This window comes from Asticcacaulis sp. YBE204, from assembly GCF_000495855.1.
Lineage (GTDB): Bacteria > Pseudomonadota > Alphaproteobacteria > Caulobacterales > Caulobacteraceae > Asticcacaulis.
This window is the reverse complement of record NZ_AWGF01000015.1, coordinates 23,253-41,733: the sequence shown is the minus strand read 5'-3', so window position 1 is coordinate 41,733 and position 18,481 is coordinate 23,253. Positions and strand designations below refer to the sequence as shown.

Here is an 18,481-nt window from a genome sequence, read left to right as displayed (position 1 = left end):
CTTATGCGTTCGCTTTGCCTTGCCCTGTGCCTGTCCGTCAGCCTGCCCGCCCTTGTCGTCGCCGCGCCTGCACCCTTAGCCGCCACCGCCGAACAGCCGCGCGTCATGACCGCCGTCGATCTGCTCAGCCTGCAACGGGCCTCCGATCCGAAGATATCGCCGGACGGACAAACCGTGCTGTACCGCGTCAGCACGGCGGACTGGAAACAGAACAAGGTCACCCTGTCGCTATGGCGAGCCAAAATGGACGGAACCGATGCTCGATTGATGGTCGAGGACGGCGGTTCGGACCTGACATGGTCGCCGGACAGCCGCCGTTTCGCCTTCGTGGCCAGGCGGGGCGAGGACAAGGCGGCCCAGATCTACGTCATGTCGCTCGACGGCGGCGAAGCGAAACGCCTGACCGACAGCCCCAAGAATATCAGCAATCTCAAATGGTCCGACGACGGGCGTTTTATCTATTTTGCCGCCCAGACCCCCGACTCCAAGACCGATAAGAAGCGCATCGCCGACAAGGACGACATGTTCGCCTTCGAGGAACCGCGCGGGCGCAATACGCTGCGCCGCGCCGACGCCGTGACGGGGAAATTGCATACAGTGGTGTCGGGCGATTTCGACGTAAAGAGCTACGATATCGCCGCCGATGGCGAGACCGTGGCCTATATCCGCGCGCCGTCGCGGTTGCTCGATGACGGGCAGTTCGGCGAAATCTGGCTGCATCCGGCCGCCGGCCCGAACCGGCAGCTGACCGACAACGACTACGGTGAAGGCGGGGTGAAGATCGCGCCGGATGGCAAGACGATCCTGTTCCTCGCCAACGCCAAGGACGGGCGCTACGGCACGGTCAATCGCAACCTGTTCGTGCTCGATGCGGCGACAAAAGCCATTACCGAACTCGGCACCCGCGCGACCAACGAGCCAGGATGGGAGATCGAGAGCGCCGCCTTCGCGCCCGACGGCAAGTCGGTTCTCTTCACCGCCAATGAAGGCGTCCGCGCGACGCTGAACCGCGTCCCGGTCACCGGCGGCGCATGGACGACGCTGGTCACCGGCGACAGCGTGGTGTCCGATTTCGATATCGCCAACCGCAGCGGACGCATCGCCTATATCCAGTCCTCGGCGACGCAACCCGCCGAACTTTACACGCTCGACGCGGCGAAAAAGCCGGTTCAGGTCTCGCACCTGAACGACACGCTCGGTCAGCGCTTCCGCCTGCCGAAACAGGAGGCCGTGCAATGGACCGCGCCCGACGGACAGAAGCTTGAGGGCCTTATCACCTATCCGCTCGATTACGTGGCGGGCAAGGCCTACCCGCTGATCGTGCAGAGCCACGGCGGCCCGCGCAGCGCCGATCAGTTCAATATCTTCAGCTACGGCCGCCTCAATCCCCTGCTGGCGGCGCGCGGCGTCATGACGCTCAGCGTCAATTATCGCGGCGGCACGGCCTATGGCGACACCTTCCTGCAAGGGATGAACGGCGGCTATTTCAAATATGCCGACAAGGACGTGCTGTCCGGCGTCGACGAGCTGATCACGCGCGGTCTGGCCGATCCTGAGCGTCTGGGGACGATGGGCTGGAGCGCCGGCGGACACATGACCAACCGCCTGATCACCACGACCAACCGCTTCAAGGCGGCGGCGTCCGGCGCGGGGACGGTCGACTGGACCTCGATGTACCTGACGTCCGATACGCGCTGGCAGCGGCAGGAATGGTTCATCACCCCGCCCTACGGCACGACGGCGCGCCGCGACCTCTATGAAGAATATTCGGCCCTGTCACGCCTCGACAAGGTGACGACGCCGACCCTGATCATGGCCGGGGCCGAGGACGACCGCGTACCGACCCAGCAGTCGATCATGCTCTATCGTTCGCTGAAAATGCTGGGGGTAGAGACCGAACTCTACCTCGCCCCGCGTGAGCCGCATAATTTCGCCGAACTGCGCCACCGCCTGTTTCAGGTCAACAAGCACATGGACTGGTTTATCACGCACCTGACGGGCGAGACCTATATCTGGGATACAGCACCGGGCAGCGACAGCAAGGCCGAAGCCCCCGAAGGCTGAGGCGCTTGCAGTCTCCTTATTTTTACTCCGGCGAAGGCGGGCACAATTTTACTCTGCCTGTGACTATGCTGCGGACTCTGCCCACCGCCGGAGGATCGATATGGCCCTGCTGTCCCGCCCACCCTTCTCACGTTTTGGGCCTGCCCCCGCCCTGCGTACCGCGCTGATTGCCGGAAGCCTTGTCGCCGTTGCGGCGCTGGCGGCGAAATACGCTGCCGACCGCTGGGCGCGCCGTCCCGCGCCCCGGTTGCTGGAAGCGGGAGATTTTGCGACGACGGCGCGCAGCCTCAACCGCTTCGTCGTCTCGGCCAGCCATATCGCGCAATCCAAGGCGCAGGATAATGCCGTCTTCGCCTTGGCCGAGCATCTGATTGAGGCACACAAGACCACCGAGGCCGATTTCGACGACGCGATCGTCTCCGAAGCCCTGTGGATGTCGGCGCGTGTGCTCACCCCGGAGCACGAGGCGCAACTCGACCATCTGCGTCACGCCTCGCTTCAGGATTTCGACACCGCCTATATCGAGGCCATGATCGCTGCGCACAAGGCCGCCGTCGGGGCCTTCGCCGTCTACGCCAGGTCAGGCGAAAGCGGCGACCTGAAAACCCTGGCCGGTCAGGTCGTGTCGCTATGGCAGGACCACCTTGACCGCCTGCGCACAAATACCGTCATACCGGCATCCTCCGATCAGAAGGCCAACTGACATGCTCGCCAAACCCCTGCATCCGAACAAGACGATCCACCGCAATGTCGATCTGGAGCCGGTCGAAACGCCTGCGGACACATAGCCGAACGCCGAGGCCGCCAGTTCAGGCCTCGGCACCGACCCGGTCAACGAACGCGCCGACCGCTAAATCGCCGCTTAAATCGCCGCTTAAATTGCCTCTGGGCACTCGATGTGGCAGATGGCCAGGGCACGCGTCAGGGCGACCTGCACGGCTTGCGTAATCGCCAGACGGGCCGGATTGGCGACCCCGTCGACGATTACCGGCACGCGGGTATAGTAGGAATTGTAGATCGCCGCTACGTCCATCAGGTGACGGACCAGCACCGACGGATTGGCCTGTTTCGCCGCCGCTACGACCTTTTGCGGGATTTGTTGCAGCTTTAGCAGCAGGTCGGCTTCCTGCGCGTCGATGGCGTAGTCCACCCCCATCAGCACCGCCGCACCGCCGCCGTTTTTGCGCAAAATGCTGCGCGCCCGACACGCAGCATAAACGACATAGGCACCGCCTGAGCGTTCGAACCCGGCGATGGTCGCCTCCATGTCGGAGGCGTCGATTTCCACCGCGCCCTTGATGTCCTGTTTGAGATCGTTGAAGACGATCGAGCCGATGGCCAGGGCCGAGGCCGCGCTGTCGAGTTCTGCCTCGTCAGTCGTCACGCGATCCGACAGACGGTTGCGGAAATAGACCTTGGCCGCCGCCAGCATCCCCGTGACGTTCGACACCGACTGACGCGACGACAACTTCTTGCCGGTCTGGGCATCGACATAGAAGCCGAAATAGACGTGCTGAAACTGAGTCTTGTCGGCGGACGCAATCCCTGTCGCATAGGCCGAACGGAAAAGGCGGTTGAAGTGGACCTGCTGCTCCTGACCCACCACATAGAAGACATCGGTCGGGTCGAACATGTCGCCGCGCAGCTTGATGGCGCCCATGTCGCGCGTCGAATAGATGCTCTGCCCGTCGGCGCGGCGCACCACGAAGCGCTCGTTATTGTCCAGCTTCACCACCGCCGCGCCGATATCCTTGCGGATACGGCCGATCAGATTGTCGCGCTCGGTCTCGCTGATATCGCCTGCGGCAAACCGCGCCTCTTCGATGGCGATGTCGGCAGCAGCATGGCTTTCGTCGAACAGCACCGCCGTGCCGTCGGCCAGCGCCGCATCGACCGTGGCGTCACCGACCTGATAGTAGAAGCTTTCGCCGATGACGAGATCGAAATGGATATTCAGCGCGTCGTAAAAACCTTCGAACGCGCCCAGGCTCCACTGCACCATGGCCAGCCACAGGGCAACCTCTTCGGCATCGCCGTTCTCCAGCGCCCGGAAGCGCGCATCCGCCGTAGCCACATAGTCGGCAAAGGCTGATTTCAATTCTTCCAGAGTTCCGGCACCAGAGAAATACCGTTCGGCGATGGCGGCGTCTTCGGCGTCCCAGTCGGCACGCTCTGTCTTCGCTTCGAGTATGCGTTCGATCGAGCGACGGATCTTGTAGATTTCCAGCAGCTTGTCGTTGTCGCCCAAATCCGCCGGGAACAACGCCCCGAACCGGCGATAGCCTTCCAGCATGAAGCCGAAGCCGCCGAAGTCGTTGATATGGTTGACGCGGAAGGCATCAGCCCCCGACCGCTCCCACAGGTTCGACAGGACGTGACCGACGATGGTCGAGCGGATATGCCCCGCGTGCAGGGTCTTGGCGACGTTGGGCGACGAATAGTCGATGACCGCCGAGCGGTTCACCAACGCGTCGGAATCGCCGAAGTGCGCGCCGATAGCGGTCACCGCCTGCGCGCCGCTCAGCATCCAGCCGTCCGACAGGGTCAGGTTGATATACATGCCCTTGGTTTCGAGTTTCGCCACGACATCGGCGAAATCCGGCCCCTGCAAAATTTCGACGATCCACGGCAGATGATTGGCCATGAACCCCTTGGGGCCACCGTCTTTCAGCAACTGCGGAAACCGTAGAGCCAGATCGCCGCCCATCTTGGCGCGGTCGATGAAGTCGAACTTGATGTCGAGATCGAAACCCGCCTTGACCGATAAGGCGTCGGTGATGCGCTTTTCAAGCTGAGGCAAGGGATAGGCGTCGAACGACTGACGCACCGAGGCCTCGCGTTCACGGCGGTAACGCGCGACAAAGGCGTTGACCTCCTGCAAACGGGATTGATTGACCTCAACGAGCGCGTTCATGGCGATGTCCTTAAAAACCTTGAACGCGTGCATCTATGGGATGTTGCGGCAAATATCAAGGCGATGAGGCTTATCCGAAACCCAGCCACACCGCCACGAGCAAGGTGACCGCCGCACAGGCCAGCGGCATGAAGCGGCCCAGACTGCGCCGCCGACGGACAGGCATCACGGTCAGGCCATAGAATGGCGATTTCAACGGATCCATCTGGCCGCCTCAGTATTTGGCCGAGGCATCGCTGGCCGGAAAGGACTGATCCACGGCCTTGTCGATCTCGGTTTCGGAGATATTGTCCTGCGCCGCCTTGTCTTCCTTCAGGATTTTGGCGTGCGGCGTTTTCTTGAAAAAGCCGTCGGAAAAGCCCTTGGCGTAGGCGGAAACCTTGGTGAACATCGTCTTGTCCTTGGATAGAAGACGCGGCGGTACAGCCCTTGCCGCAAATATTCACGCTAACACCGCCGTTATCAGAAAGCGCTGCACCGCAGGAACGGGAAAATAAGCGCGGCATAAGACCCCTTTTACGCAAAGCTTATGCGCGCGCTCGTCACCGCCATTTCTTCATTATCGCGGCCCGGCCACATCTTACCGTCATCATTGTAAGGAGCGTGGCCATGTCGAAGGTTCTGGTGCTATATTACTCGTCCTACGGACATATCGAAACCTTGGCCGAGGCGGTGGCCGAAGGCGCACGCAAGACCGGTGCCCATGTCGATATCCTGCGCGTCCCCGAAACCGTGCCGCAGGACGTTGCGGAAAAGGCGCATTTCAAGCTTGATCAGAAAGCACAGATCGCTACGGTCAACGATCTTGAGCAATACGACGCCATCATTATCGGCGTCGGCACGCGCTACGGCCGCATGGCGTCTCAGATGAGCGCCTTCCTCGATCAAACCGGACCTCTGTGGGCGCGCGGCGCGTTGAACGGCAAGGTCGGCGCGGCTTTTACCTCGACCGCGACCCAGCACGGCGGACAGGAAACGACGCTGATTTCGATGATCACCAACCTGCTGCATCTGGGCTTCGTTATCGTCGGCCTGCCCTATTCGTTTCAGGGGCAAATGGGCGTGGCCGAAGTCACCGGCGGCTCGCCCTATGGCGCCACGACGATCGCCAATTCCGACGGCACCCGTCAGCCGAGCGCCAACGAACTGGCCGGGGCGCGGTTCCAGGGCGAACTGGTCGCCAATACCGCCAACCGCCTGTTTGGTTAAGGCCGCATTTTACATCTTTAATAAGAACCCAAGGGTCACAAAGTGGTGAAAACGTAAGAAAAGGATAAATTTTTCCCGCTATTGTTGTATTGTTGCGTATGGCCGAACGGATTCGCAATTACCTCCCCGACACTGGCGCTCTAACCCGCCTGCCCGACGGCGTGCCTGTCATGATCCGTGTGTCGGACGCCGTCGGCAGGTCCACAGGGTTCAGCAATGAATGGCTCGCCTTTCGCGGTCAGACACTCGATCAGGCGCTGAGCGAAGACTGGATCACCGCCATACATCCCGACGATCAGGAGACGTTCCGCGATCTTTATGCGACCGGCTCCGTCGGCAGGGAACCCCGCGAGCAGGAATATCGTCTGAAAGACGCCAAGGGTGACTACCGCTGGATGCTGGACCGCAGCGCCCCTCGTTACGAGGGCTTCGGCCATCTGATCGGATTTACCCATATCTGCACCGACATCGACGTCTATAAGCATCGTGAACAATATTTGACTGAGGCCCGCGACGCGGCCGAGCGCCTCAGTCAGGCTCGATCGGAATTTCTGGCCCATATGAGCCACGAAATCCGCACCCCGATGAGTGCGGTCATCGGTCTGGCCCATATTCTGGCGACGGCGACCCCGCCCCTGCCGGAAAAACAGGCCAACTACGCACGTATCCTGCAATCGAGCGCCGATTCGCTGCTAGACCTGATCAATGACTGCCTCGACATCGCCAAGATCGAAGCCGGTCATGTCGAACTGGAGGCCTTGTCGTTCGACCTGACCCGCCTGGTGCGCGACGTGCTGGACATGCTGCGCCTCAAGGCCGAGGAAAAGGGGGTCAGGCTCGACCATATCGATCTGTCGAAGGGGGCGGGGCCGCATACCTTCACCGGCGATCCGGCGCGCCTGCGCCAAATGCTGGTCAATCTGTGCGCCAATGCCGTCAAGTTTACGGACAAGGGCCGGATCGAGGTAACCACCGATTACCGGCCAGACCCCCAACCCGACCCACAATCGCTCTCCGGTGAACTGATCATCCGCGTCAAGGACACCGGCATCGGTATCGACGCCACGCGGCTCGATACCATTTTCGACAAGTTCGTGCAGGCCGATTCCGCCACGCACCGCACATATGGCGGCACGGGGCTGGGGCTGGCCATTACGCGCGCCCTGGCAGAAAAAATGGGCGGTCGCGTCACCGTCAATTCGTCGAAAGGTCAGGGAGCCGTCTTTACCCTGCGTCTGCCGCTGAGGCCATCGGACGCCTCGCCCTCAGATCAGACCCTCGCCCCGCGTAAAGCCGGTGGCCGGCGTGTACTGGTGGTGGACAGCGGGCCGGACGCGGTCACCTGCCTGCAAAATTTCGGCTATATCTGCGACGTGACCCCCAGTGGCGAGGCCGCACTGGAGCGTTTCGCGCTGCGTCAGGACTACGCCGCCATACTGATCGACGTGCAACTCGACGGCCATCAAACGGCTCAGGCCCTGCGCGCGGCGGAAGCGCGGCGCGGACGGTCGCGCATCCCCATGCTTGGCCTTGTCGCCGGCACCCTGCCCGGTGACCGCGTCCTGTGCCTCAAGGCCGGGATGGACGACGCCCTGCCGAAACCGCTCGACCCCGTAATGTTGCGGCAAAAAATGGAGCGCCTTCTGGTGTCCGACGCGGCTTAGGCGTGTGAACCGGGAAACGCTCTGGCTTATCCCCTCTTTGCAGTTCTACGGTCCATTGCCCCTCCTCCGCTTACGAAAGCCCCTCTACAGTGGGGGCATAATCATAAAACGAGGATTCCCGTGTCACCCCTGATCCAGTCCGTCATGATCATTCGCGCCTTTTGCGATGGCTTTCTGCACCCGGTTCGTACCCTGCGCCGCTGCCATCGTGAGGACCGCCGCCTGCGTGAAAACCTTTGCGAAGAGCAGGTCGATCACATGGTTGAAGATACTTTTCCGGCCAGCGATCCCCCCAGCACTTACTGATAGTTACGGGGAAGAACGGTTTTAAAATACCGCTTTCCAAAGCTCCGTATAAACAATATTCATTGCAACGAAATTTTATTCAAAATTATAAGTACAATTGAATATATATTTTAAATTATTTCAATTTTAATTTATCATTTAAATTCAAAAATACACAAATTAAACATTCGCAAATTTTTACAACAAATAATTTTCATCTAAATTGCGTCATTAAATTTAAAATATACAATACATATAAAATAAATATATCATAAATAATCTTACTCGCATCTTCAAAACTCGTGATCACGTATCCCTGTATTTTCAAAATGTGCCTCGCCCCCGTTGCATCGTCACAAAAAAGGCACTAGATTCCTTCCCTGCGGGGCAAGCGACCACAGTATAAAAACAGGACCTTGGCGTCCGATGCCGCTCCCCAAGCGTACTCACCCCTGTTGACGTCCTTGCCGAAGGGAGCCGGCCATGAAAATTCTGATCGTGGAAGACAACGAAGCCCTGGCGCAAACCACGGGCTGGATCGTCGAGATGCTCGGCTACGACTATCGCCTGAGCCTGACGCCGAAAGACGCGCTGGTCGCCGGGAAAGAGTATCTGCCGGATGTGGTGCTGATGGATATCGGCCTGCCGGGGATGAGCGGTTATGACCTGTGCCGCGAAATGCGCCAGCTGCCCGCTCTCAACCAGACCGTCTTCATCGCCCAGACCGGCTGGGACGAGCGCGAACACAGGGCGCAGTCCGAAGCCGCCGGTTTTGCACATCATTTGACCAAGCCCGTCGATCTCAAGACGCTTGAAGGCGTGCTCAATCGCCTGGCCGAAGATACCCTGGCGCGCGGCTGAACGCGCTACTCTACACAGACAAACTAAGACTTTGGGGACCGATCCATGCCGAACCGGGCACTGAATACTGCGCAGCAAGGGGCGAATGGGCGCGCCAACAAGGCCGATATAGGCGTATTGGCTGCCCTGATTTTCGTCGCCATCTTCTTCGTTATCAGCGGCATCGTCTCCTTTTCCAACATCGCCACCCTGAACAAGGACGCCAGACTGGTCGCCCAGACGCACGAGGTTATACTGGGTTTGAGCGACCTGCTTTCGACCATGAAGGACGCCGAAACCGGGCAGCGTGGCTACATCCTGACCGGCAAAGACACCTATCTTGAGCCTTATACGCAGGCCGTGCAGAACGTTCAGGAACGCGCTTCCGCCGTCGACACCCTGATCGCCGGGACGCCGTCGCAGGAAGCGCGGATGGTCTCGCTGAAATACCGCATCAAATCCAAGTTGGAAGAGCTGGACGAGACGGTGCAACTGCGCCGGACCAAAGGCTTCGAAGCCGCTGCCGCCGTGGTCGGTACCGACAAGGGGCGTGCCGATATGGATCAGGTACGCGTTCTGATCTCGGCTATGCAGAGCGAAGAGCGCGCCCGCCGCGTCCAGCGCCTCGAAGAAATGTCCTCGGCTTATAATACGGCGGTCTTTTCGACCATCATCGCCGCGATTTCCGGCATCCTTCTGACCCTGATTATCGCCTTCCTCGTCCGCCGCGCCACCGAAATCACCCGCCGTCAGGAATGGATTCAGGCCGGTGAAGTCGGCGTCAGCACCGCCGCCATGGGCGAACAGCGCCTTGATGAACTGGGGCGCAATATCCTCGCCTTCCTGTCCGACTACAGCGGTGCCAAGGCCGGGGCCTTTTTCGTCAAGGACGGCAGCATCCTGAAACAGGTGGCAACCTTTGGCGTCCCCGCCGACAGCGATGTGCCCGCGACGCTTAAAATGGGCGAAGGCGTCGTCGGTCAGGCCGCCTCGGACGGCAAGACGATCCTGCTGGCCGATGTGCCGGAAACCCACCTCGCCGTCGGCGCAGCGCTCGGCCAGTGGCGTCCGCGTCATGTGGTGGTGTCGCCCGCCCGCTCCGAAGGGCTGGTCGATGCGGTGCTGGAACTGGGCTTCTTCGATCCGGTCGATGCCACGAAGCTGCAATTGCTTGATCGCATCTCCGAATTCGTCAGCATGGCCGTCCGTTCGGCCAATTACCGCGCCGTGCAGCAAAACCTGCTCGAAGAGACCCAGCGTCAGTCCGAAGAGCTGCAAACCCAGTCCGAAGAGTTGCGTGTGAACAACGAGGAGCTTGAAGAACAAAGCCGTGCCCTTAAGGAATCGCATATGCGGCTTGAGCAGCAGCAGGCTGAACTGGAGCAAACCAATGTTCAGTTGTCCGAACAGGCGCGTATCCTCGAAATCCAGAAGGAAGACCTCAATCGCAGCGCTGGCGAGATAAGTCTTAAGGCGCAGGAACTGGAACAGGCCAGCCGCTACAAGTCCGACTTCCTCGCCAATATGAGCCACGAACTGCGCACGCCGCTCAATTCGTCGCTGATCCTGGCCAAGCTCCTCGGCGACAACCGCGACGGCAACCTGACCGAGGAACAGGTCAAGTTCGCCCGCACGATCCAGTCGTCGGGCAACGACCTGCTGGCCCTGATCAACGATATTCTCGACCTGTCCAAGATCGAGGCGGGCCAGATGGATATCAATGCCGAGCCGGTGTCGTTCAAACGTCTGGCCAACGATCTGACGCGTGTGTTCGAGCCACTGGCCAACGAGAAGAAACTGAACTTCACCGTCGATCTATCGCCCGACCTGCCAGAACTGTTCGATTCCGACCGTCAACGTCTGGAGCAGGTGCTGAAAAATCTGCTGTCGAACGGCATAAAGTTCACCGAAAAGGGCTCGGTGGTGCTGAAAATCGCGCCCGCGGCGGATGGCAAGGTGGCCTTCGCCGTCACCGATACCGGCATCGGGATTTCGGAAGAACAGCAGCGCACGGTCTTCGACGCCTTCCGTCAGGCGGACTCGACCATTTCACGCAAATATGGCGGCACGGGCCTCGGCCTGTCGATCTCGCGCGAACTGGCGCGTCTGCTCGGCGGCTATATCCGGCTGGACAGCGAAGCGGGCAAGGGCTCGACCTTCACCCTGGAACTGCCGCTTGCCTATAATCCGGATCAGGTCGCCCTGCGTGTGGATCAACCCCACCATTCGGTACCCGTGATCGAAACCTTCGACGAACCGCCCGCCGCCGCCCTCCCGCTGTCGAAGCCGCGTCTGCACGACGACCGTGACAGCCTGACCGGCGACAAGCGCCTGCTGCTGGCGGTCGAGGACGACCCGGCCTTCGCCAAGATCCTCTACGATCTGGCCCACGATCTCGGCTTCCAGTGCCTGCTGGCCTCGACTGCCGAAGACGCTATGGTCATGGTCCGTCAGTACGTCCCCGCCGCCATGGTGCTCGATGTCGGTCTGCCCGACCATTCCGGCCTGTCGGTGCTCGATCGCCTGAAGCGCGACCCGCGCACGCGACATATTCCCGTCCACGTCGTCTCGGCCAACGACTATATGCACACGGCGCTATCGATGGGCGCGGTCGGCTATATGCTGAAACCGGTCAAGCGCGAAGAACTGGTCGACGCGTTCGAGCAGCTTGAAACGCGGCTGGAGAAGCGGATGCGCCGCGTCCTGATCGTCGAGGACGACGCCGTTCAGCGCGACTCGGTCATGGCGCTCCTCAAGACGCAGGACGTCGAAACCGTGGCCGTCGGCACGGCGGCGGAATGTTTGGAAGAGCTGAAAGATCACACCTATGACTGCATGGTGCTGGACCTGAGCCTGCCCGACGCCACCGGCTATTCGCTGCTGGAAACCCTGTCGGCGGAACAGGACTATGCCTTCCCGCCGGTCATCGTCTATACGGGCCGCGACCTGACCTCGGAAGACGAGCAGAAGCTGCGCCGCTATTCCAAATCGATCATCATCAAGGGTGCGAAATCGCCCGAACGCCTGCTCGACGAAGTGACCCTGTTCCTGCATCAGATGGTGTCCGAACTGTCGCCCGAACAGCAAAAGCTGCTCAACAAGGCCAAGGGCCGCGACAATATGCTGGAAGGCCGCCGTCTGCTGGTGGTCGAGGACGATGTGCGCAACGTCTATGCCGTGACCAACATCTTCGAACCGCTGGGGGCCATCGTGCAGATCGCCCGCAACGGTCGCGAAGCGTTGGACGCGCTGGAAATCTCGCAGAAATCACCCGACACCGCCGTCGATCTGGTGCTGATGGACGTCATGATGCCGGAGATGGACGGCCTCACCGCGACGCGTGAAATCCGCAAGAACCCCGACTGGAAGAAACTGCCGGTGATCATGCTGACGGCCAAGGCGATGAAGGACGATCAGCAGCGCTGCCTCGATGCGGGCGCCAACGACTATATGGCCAAGCCGCTCGATGTCGAAAAGCTGGTCTCGCTGGTGCGGGTCTGGGTGCCGAGATAGGGTAGATGAAACGGCCATTTACAGAGACTCCCTCCTCCCTATCGAGCCTTGGCGAAGATGGGGTATAGCGGCAGCGAAAGTATAGCTTTCGCAAGCGTTGGGCACTGAGCGATAGCGAAGTGACGGAGGGGGACGACTCCGAAACTTCCAGCCCGTTGAATGACTTGGCGTTATCCCCCTCCGCCTCGACGCGCTCAAGCCTGTCGGCTTTCGCTTGCTCGGCACCTCCCCACTACGCAGGGAGGAGGGAGAAAAACGAAATGACGGGTTTATCTAACATCTTCTCTAAACTGAGTTTTCCGTGGCAAGCCTTTCCTAAAGTCCCTTCAGCACACACTTACTGATTTTATTTTTATTTGAGATCACAATAAGGTCGGTCTGAAATTTATAATCCCGCAAAATTTTCAGTCGACCCTCCGGGGCATTTGGGTGTCGTGCATAATAATAAGATCGAGGACATAGAGATCCGTCTCCTGCTGGAGGCCATCTATCTCAAATATCACTACGACTTTCGCGGTTATGCCATGGCCTCGATCAAACGCCGTCTGGTGCAGGCGCGCGACCGGTTCGGCTGCCGCACGATCTCCATGCTTCAGGACCTGGTGCTGCACGACGAAAGCGTGCTGATGGAGCTGATGGGTTACCTCACCGTGCAGGTGTCCGAACTGTTCCGCGACCCGACCTATTTCAAGGCCATCCGCGAAAAAATCGTGCCGCATCTGCGCACCTATCCGTCGCTCAAGGTGTGGATCGCGGGTTGTTCGACCGGTGAAGAAGTTTACTCTTTTGCGATATTGTTTCGTGAAGAGGGGCTTGAGGACCGCACCATTTTCTACGCCACCGACATCAATCAGGACAGTTTGCGCAAGGCCGAAGCCGGGGTTTATGGCCTCGACCGAATGCGTCTGTTTACCGAGAACCACCGCCTGTCGGGCGGCAAGTCGTCGCTGTCGGACTACTATACCGCTGCCTATGGCGCGGCGACTTTCGACAAGTCCCTCCGTAAGCGCGTGGTGTTTTCCGATCATTCGCTGGTCACCGACGCGGTGTTTGCCGAAACCCAGATGGTGTCGTGTCGCAATGTGCTGATCTATTTCAACAAGGATCTGCAAAACCGCGCCATCGGTCTGTTCCGAGACTCCTTGTCGCACAAGGGGTTTCTCGGCCTCGGCTCTAAAGAGACTCTGCGCTTTTCTTCGCACGTCGACGGGTTTGCCGAATTCGCTCGCGACGAACGCCTCTATCAGAAGCGCGAGGAGGCCTGATGGGACAGTCCACCCCGATCAAGAAAGCCGTCGTCATCGGCGCGTCGGCGGGCGGGCTTCAGGCCCTGTCGGCCATCCTGCCGCATCTGGCCAAGGATCACGACCCGGTGGTGGTATGCATCCACCTGCCGCCGCACAAGGACAGCGTGATTGCCGAGCTGTTCGCCGGTAAATGCCGCATGACCGTCGTCGAAGCCGAGGACAAGGCCCCTATCGAGACCGGGACCATCTACTTTGCGCCACCCGATTACCATCTGCTGATCGAGCAGGACCACAGCCTGTCCTTGTCGAGCGAAGCGCCCGTCTATTTTTCGCGCCCGTCGATCGACGTGCTGTTCGAGACCGCCGCCGAAGCCTATGGCGACAACCTGACCGGCATCGTCCTGACCGGGGCCAATGAAGACGGCGCGGCGGGTTTGCGCGCCGTGATCGATGCGGGTGGGCGCGGCCTGATCCAGATGCCCAGAGGCGCCTATGCGCGGCTCATGCCGGAATCGGCGATGGCCGCCTGCCCCGAAGCCGAAGTCCTGACGCTAGACCAAATCGCGGCGACCCTGACCGGAGCGACCCTATGATCACGCCCGCCGAGCCCGTTCATATCCTCGCCGTCGACGATCTCGACGAAAACCTGCTGGCGCTGGAGGCCCTGCTGCGCCGCGACGGTCTGGTGCTGCTGAAAGCCCGTTCGGGCGTCGAGGCCCTCGAAATCCTGCTCAAACAGGACGTGGCTTTGGCCTTGCTCGATGTGCAGATGCCGGAGATGGACGGTTTCGAACTGGCCGAGATGATGCGCGGGTCCGAGCGTACCCGTCGCGTGCCGATCATCTTCCTGACCGCCGGGTCCGCCGACCGTGAGCGCCGTTTCCGCGGCTATGAAACGGGTGCCGTCGATTTCCTGCAAAAGCCCATCGAGGGCGACATCCTGCGGTCCAAGGTCGAGGTCTTTTTCGAGCTTTATCAGCAACGCCAGCAGATCGCCGCCCAGCGCGACGCCCTGCAATCGACCGCCGAAGAGAACATGCGGCTGCTGCGTGAAAGCCGCCGCGCCGCCGAGGCGCTGAAAGAAGCCGATCAGCGCAAGGACGAGTTTCTGGCGACTCTCGCGCACGAACTGCGCAACCCGCTGGCGCCGATCCGTAACGGCTTGCAAATCCTGCGCATGTCGCCGGAAGGCACCATGGCGGTCAATGTCCGCGATATGATGGACCGTCAGATGACGCATCTGGTGCGCCTGATCGACGATCTGCTCGACGTGTCGCGCGTTTCGCAAGGCAAGATCGACCTCAAGCGGGAACGCATGGCGGCGCAGGACGCCATTCACGCCGCCGTCGAGACCGCGCGCCCCCTGATCGATCAACTGGAGCATCAGTTTACGCTCGACCTGCCCGAGGCTTCGGTTTGGGTCAATGGCGACCTGACGCGGCTGGCGCAGGTCATCGCCAACCTGCTCAACAACGCCGCCAAATATACGCCTGAAGGCGGGCGTATCGTCCTCAGCCTGAGCGAGGACGACGGCCAGGCCGTCATCCGCGTCAGCGACACCGGGCTCGGTATCGACGAAGACATGCTGCCCAAGGTGTTCGACCTGTTCACGCAGCTTGATCGTAACCTGCACCGCGCGCAGGGCGGGCTCGGCATAGGGCTGGCGCTGGCGCAGAAGCTGGTTCACATGCATGGCGGCACCATCGTGGCGCGCAGCGGCGGGCTCAATCAGGGCTCGGTATTCGAACTTCGCCTGCCGCTGTCGGAAGCGGCGGCGCGGCGCGAGGCGGACGCCCCGGCGGCGGAACACAAGCCGCTCAATGTGCTGGTGGTCGATGACAACCGCGAGTCGGCCCAGACGACAAGCTGGATGCTGGAACTGATCGGGCACACGGCGCGCACGGTGAACGACGGCTATGCGGCGCTGGAAGCGGTGAAAACCGACACGCCGGATGTGGTGCTGCTCGATATCGGGATGCCGGGGATGAACGGCTACGAGGTCTGCCGCGAACTGCGTCAGAACCCGGATTTGAACGAGACGGTGATCATCGCCCAGACCGGCTGGGGACAGGAACGCGACCGGCAAAAGGCCTTTGAGGCCGGGTTCGATCATCACGTGACCAAACCGATGAGCCTTGATGCCTTTACGCGCTTGCTGGGGGAAATCACGGCGGAACGCGAAGCGTCTGTTTAACCTCCCTCCTCCCTATCGAGCCTTTGGGCGAAGATGGGGAGGTGGCGAAACGCAAAGCGTTGAGGCGGAGGGGTATAACGCCAAGCCTATTAACGCACTGCGAATTTCGGAGTCGTACCCCTCCGTCAGTCTGCTTCGCAGCCTGCCACCTCCCCACTTCGTAGGGAGGAGGGAGTCAGCTCAACCGCTTTTTCAAAAACGCCAGCACCATTACCTCGTCGGGTGTTAGCGACGCCGCATCCGACAGGTGCGCGTCGATTTCACCGACGATCTGTTGGGTAAGACTGCCTTCCAGATAGGCGTTGATCACCTCCGGATGGATATAGCCCTTGCGGCAGACGGCGGGGGTGTTGCCCAGCCGTTTCGAAACCTCGTCGATGGCTGCTTTCAGGTTACGCTTGGCCTGCGCGTCGCTCTCGAATCCTTCAAACGCCTGTAGCGCCAAGGCCGCCAGCACCGTGCCGGTGAAGGTGCGGAAATCCTTGGCCGTAAACGCCTCGCCGCTGATCTCGCGCAGATAGGCATTGACGTCGGACGAGGTGACGTCCCGCACCTGCCCGGCGTCGTCGACCCAGGCGAACAGTTCCTGCCCGCCGAGGTCCTGACAGCGGCGGATGGCATTGGCGATGCGGCGGTCCGAGAGTTTCAGGTTCCACATCTTGCCCGACTTGCCCTTGAAGCAAAAGCGCACGGTCTGACCCGACACATCGACGTGCTCGTCGCGCAGAGTCGTCAGGCCGTAGGAACCATTGGTGCGGGCGTATTCGTCGTTGCCGACGCGGATCAGAGTCTTTTCCAATAAAGCCACCACGGTCGCCAGCACCTTTTCCCGGCACGGGGTGCGTAGGCTGAGATGTTCATGCACCTTCGCGCGGATGTCGGGCAGCTTTTCGCCGAAACGCAGGATGTGGTCGAACTTGGTGGCGTCGCGCGTCGCGCGCCAGTCGGCGTGGTATCGGTATTGCTTGCGGCCGCGCGCGTCCTTGCCGGTCGCCTGAATATGGCCGTTGGCATAGGGGCAAATCCACACGTCCTTATAGGCCGGTGGGATAGCCAGTTTATTGATGCGGGCGATCACTTTCGCATCGGTAATGCGCTCGCCCTTGGTGTCGAAATAGACGAATTTCTTGCCTGACCTACGGCGTGTAAAGCCCGGCTTGCGGTCGCTGACGTAACGCAGGCCCGCCTCCTTGGCCTGTTCCACCGCGTCGCTGACCGGGAAGGAGCCGTCCATCACAGCGCCAGATGCTGCAAAATATCCTCCACCCGCAAGGACGCGAAGCGGATCGAGGAATCGGCCACGCCATAGGGCAGGAAGACCCAGTCGCCGCACTTCATCGCGCCGCAGCTATAGACGACGTTCGGCACATAGCCTTCGCGACTGTCTTCTTCGGGGGCCAGCATCGGAGTCTTTGAGCGCCCGATGACCTTGCGCGGATCGTCCTTGTCGAGCAGGACCGCGCCGAGGCAATAGCGGCGCATGGCCCCCACCCCGTGCGTAAAGACCAGCCAGCCCTCGTCCAGTTCGATCGGCGAGCCGCAATTGCCCATCTGAACCAGCTCCCACGGATAGTTCGGCTCGATTATGCGGTCGCCGTAGCTCCACACCATCTTGTCGTCGGTTTCCATGTAGTAGAGGCTCTCGTGGTCCAGCCGCCCGATCGCCGCATAGCGCCCGTTGATCTTGCGCGGGAACAGGGCCAGCCCCTTGTGCGTCGAGGCCAGACCGCGGAACGGCGTTAGATAGATGGTATCGAAATCCTCGGTCTCGAACAGCTCGCAGCCGATTTCGCGACCCGAATATGCGGTGTAGGTGCCAAGATAGGTCGTCTCGCCGTCGTCGTCGGTAAAGTGAACCAGCCGCAGGTCTTCGAGGCCGTTGGACTGCGCCCTTGTCGTCGGGAAGATGACCATGCCGGAAATATCGCACGCCTTGTAGCGCATGACGGTAATCGGGCCGTCGGTCGCCGACTGCGCCGGTTTGGCCGCAACGATGAAGTCGGATTCGGGCTCAAGATCGATGGAACCGTCGTCATTGTGGAACAGACCGATGCGGAACGAGATGGTCGAGATATGTCCCTCGCCCACCGTGCGCACCGACATGATGAAGCGCGTCGTGCCTTCCGGGGCACCTGCCTGATCCGGGTGCGGCACCACCGACGGATTCATGATCGCCGCCGCTTCGAAAGAATATTCGTGGCAGAAATAGGCGCCGATCAGGGCGGCGTGGTCGTCGTCGATCTTGTCGAGATCCTCGACGCGGCCCAGCACGTTCTTGATCTGCTTGAAGCGGTCGAGGAAGATGGCGCGCGCCTGCAAATGGCGGCCGATAAAATCGCGGCTGACATTGTCGAGTTCGGCGCAACATTCGTCGCGACTGAGCTTGAGCAAGGCGCGGCAGACGCGTTCGGCCCGCGACATCGAGCCTTGTGCGGTCGAGGAGGGCTCGACCGAAATGGTGAAGGGGCGCAGGACGACGCGCTCCGGATTGGCGGTCAGGACCGTGTCGTCGAATCTGATATTTTTCATGTAACCCCGTCTCCCCCGACGG

Annotated in this window: 15 protein-coding genes; 10 read left to right on the top strand and 5 right to left on the bottom strand. The window is 60.7% G+C overall.

What is annotated here, in order from left to right:
- Positions 1-3 precede the first annotated feature (3 nt).
- The gene (locus AEYBE204_RS36440) at positions 4-2,064 is read left to right on the top strand and encodes a S9 family peptidase (protein ID WP_023463588.1); all 2,061 of its coding nucleotides are present in this window, start codon (positions 4-6) and stop codon (positions 2,062-2,064) included.
- 100 nt (positions 2,065-2,164) lie between these two features.
- Positions 2,165-2,767, top strand: coding sequence for a DUF4142 domain-containing protein (locus tag AEYBE204_RS36435; RefSeq protein ID WP_023463587.1), 603 nt, complete (start codon positions 2,165-2,167; stop codon positions 2,765-2,767).
- A gap of 171 nt (positions 2,768-2,938) precedes the next feature.
- Here the strand turns inward: AEYBE204_RS36435 and argS are convergent, their stop codons facing one another.
- The 3 genes from argS to AEYBE204_RS40440 all read right to left on the bottom strand — a co-directional run bounded on the left by argS (position 2,939) and on the right by AEYBE204_RS40440 (position 5,369).
- Positions 2,939-4,978 (bottom strand): arginine--tRNA ligase, encoded by a 2,040-nt coding sequence (gene argS, locus AEYBE204_RS36430; protein WP_023463586.1) that lies wholly within the window; start codon positions 4,976-4,978, stop codon positions 2,939-2,941.
- Between the two features lie 70 nt (positions 4,979-5,048).
- Positions 5,049-5,183 carry a hypothetical protein gene (locus tag AEYBE204_RS41005; protein ID WP_023463585.1) on the bottom strand — a complete coding sequence of 45 codons (135 nt, stop codon included), beginning with the start codon at positions 5,181-5,183 and terminating at the stop codon, positions 5,049-5,051.
- 9 nt (positions 5,184-5,192) lie between these two features.
- Positions 5,193-5,369: a hypothetical protein gene (locus AEYBE204_RS40440; RefSeq protein ID WP_023463584.1), complete on the bottom strand. Its 177-nt coding sequence runs from the start codon at positions 5,367-5,369 to the stop codon at positions 5,193-5,195.
- Between the two features lie 218 nt (positions 5,370-5,587).
- Between AEYBE204_RS40440 and wrbA the strand changes: the two genes are divergently transcribed.
- From wrbA to AEYBE204_RS36395, 8 genes are all read left to right on the top strand, one after another.
- A complete protein-coding gene (gene wrbA, locus AEYBE204_RS36425; protein ID WP_023463583.1) occupies positions 5,588-6,187 on the top strand; it encodes an NAD(P)H:quinone oxidoreductase in 600 nt (199 codons plus the stop codon).
- 98 nt (positions 6,188-6,285) lie between these two features.
- Complete coding sequence (locus tag AEYBE204_RS36420) at positions 6,286-7,851, top strand: PAS domain-containing hybrid sensor histidine kinase/response regulator (RefSeq protein ID WP_023463582.1); 1,566 nt, start codon at positions 6,286-6,288, stop codon at positions 7,849-7,851.
- 120 nt (positions 7,852-7,971) lie between these two features.
- Entirely contained in the window at positions 7,972-8,157 is a 186-nt protein-coding gene (locus tag AEYBE204_RS40120) for a hypothetical protein (RefSeq protein ID WP_081724742.1), read from the top strand.
- Between the two features lie 462 nt (positions 8,158-8,619).
- A complete protein-coding gene (locus AEYBE204_RS36415) occupies positions 8,620-8,997 on the top strand; it encodes a response regulator (RefSeq protein WP_023463580.1) in 378 nt (125 codons plus the stop codon).
- A 45-nt stretch (positions 8,998-9,042) separates the two neighbouring features.
- Positions 9,043-12,489 carry a response regulator gene (locus AEYBE204_RS36410; protein WP_023463579.1) on the top strand — a complete coding sequence of 1,149 codons (3,447 nt, stop codon included), beginning with the start codon at positions 9,043-9,045 and terminating at the stop codon, positions 12,487-12,489.
- Between the two features lie 434 nt (positions 12,490-12,923).
- Positions 12,924-13,754, top strand: coding sequence for a protein-glutamate O-methyltransferase CheR (locus tag AEYBE204_RS36405; protein WP_031231379.1), 831 nt, complete (start codon positions 12,924-12,926; stop codon positions 13,752-13,754).
- Positions 13,754-14,329, top strand: a complete 576-nt coding sequence (locus tag AEYBE204_RS36400; RefSeq protein WP_023463577.1) for a chemotaxis protein CheB — start codon at positions 13,754-13,756, stop codon at positions 14,327-14,329. Before AEYBE204_RS36405 ends, AEYBE204_RS36400 begins: the two co-directional genes overlap by 1 nt.
- Positions 14,326-15,930, top strand: coding sequence for a response regulator (locus AEYBE204_RS36395; protein ID WP_023463576.1), 1,605 nt, complete (start codon positions 14,326-14,328; stop codon positions 15,928-15,930). Before AEYBE204_RS36400 ends, AEYBE204_RS36395 begins: the two co-directional genes overlap by 4 nt.
- 175 nt (positions 15,931-16,105) lie before the next feature.
- Here AEYBE204_RS36395 and AEYBE204_RS36390 read toward each other — a convergent pair whose 3' ends face one another.
- Both AEYBE204_RS36390 and AEYBE204_RS36385 read right to left on the bottom strand, forming a co-directional pair.
- Positions 16,106-17,164 carry a DNA topoisomerase IB gene (locus AEYBE204_RS36390; RefSeq protein ID WP_023463575.1) on the bottom strand — a complete coding sequence of 353 codons (1,059 nt, stop codon included), beginning with the start codon at positions 17,162-17,164 and terminating at the stop codon, positions 16,106-16,108.
- Positions 17,164-18,459 (bottom strand): glycoside hydrolase family 130 protein, encoded by a 1,296-nt coding sequence (locus AEYBE204_RS36385; RefSeq protein WP_023463574.1) that lies wholly within the window; start codon positions 18,457-18,459, stop codon positions 17,164-17,166. Before AEYBE204_RS36385 ends, AEYBE204_RS36390 begins: the two co-directional genes overlap by 1 nt.
- Between the last annotated feature and the right edge of the window lie 22 nt (positions 18,460-18,481).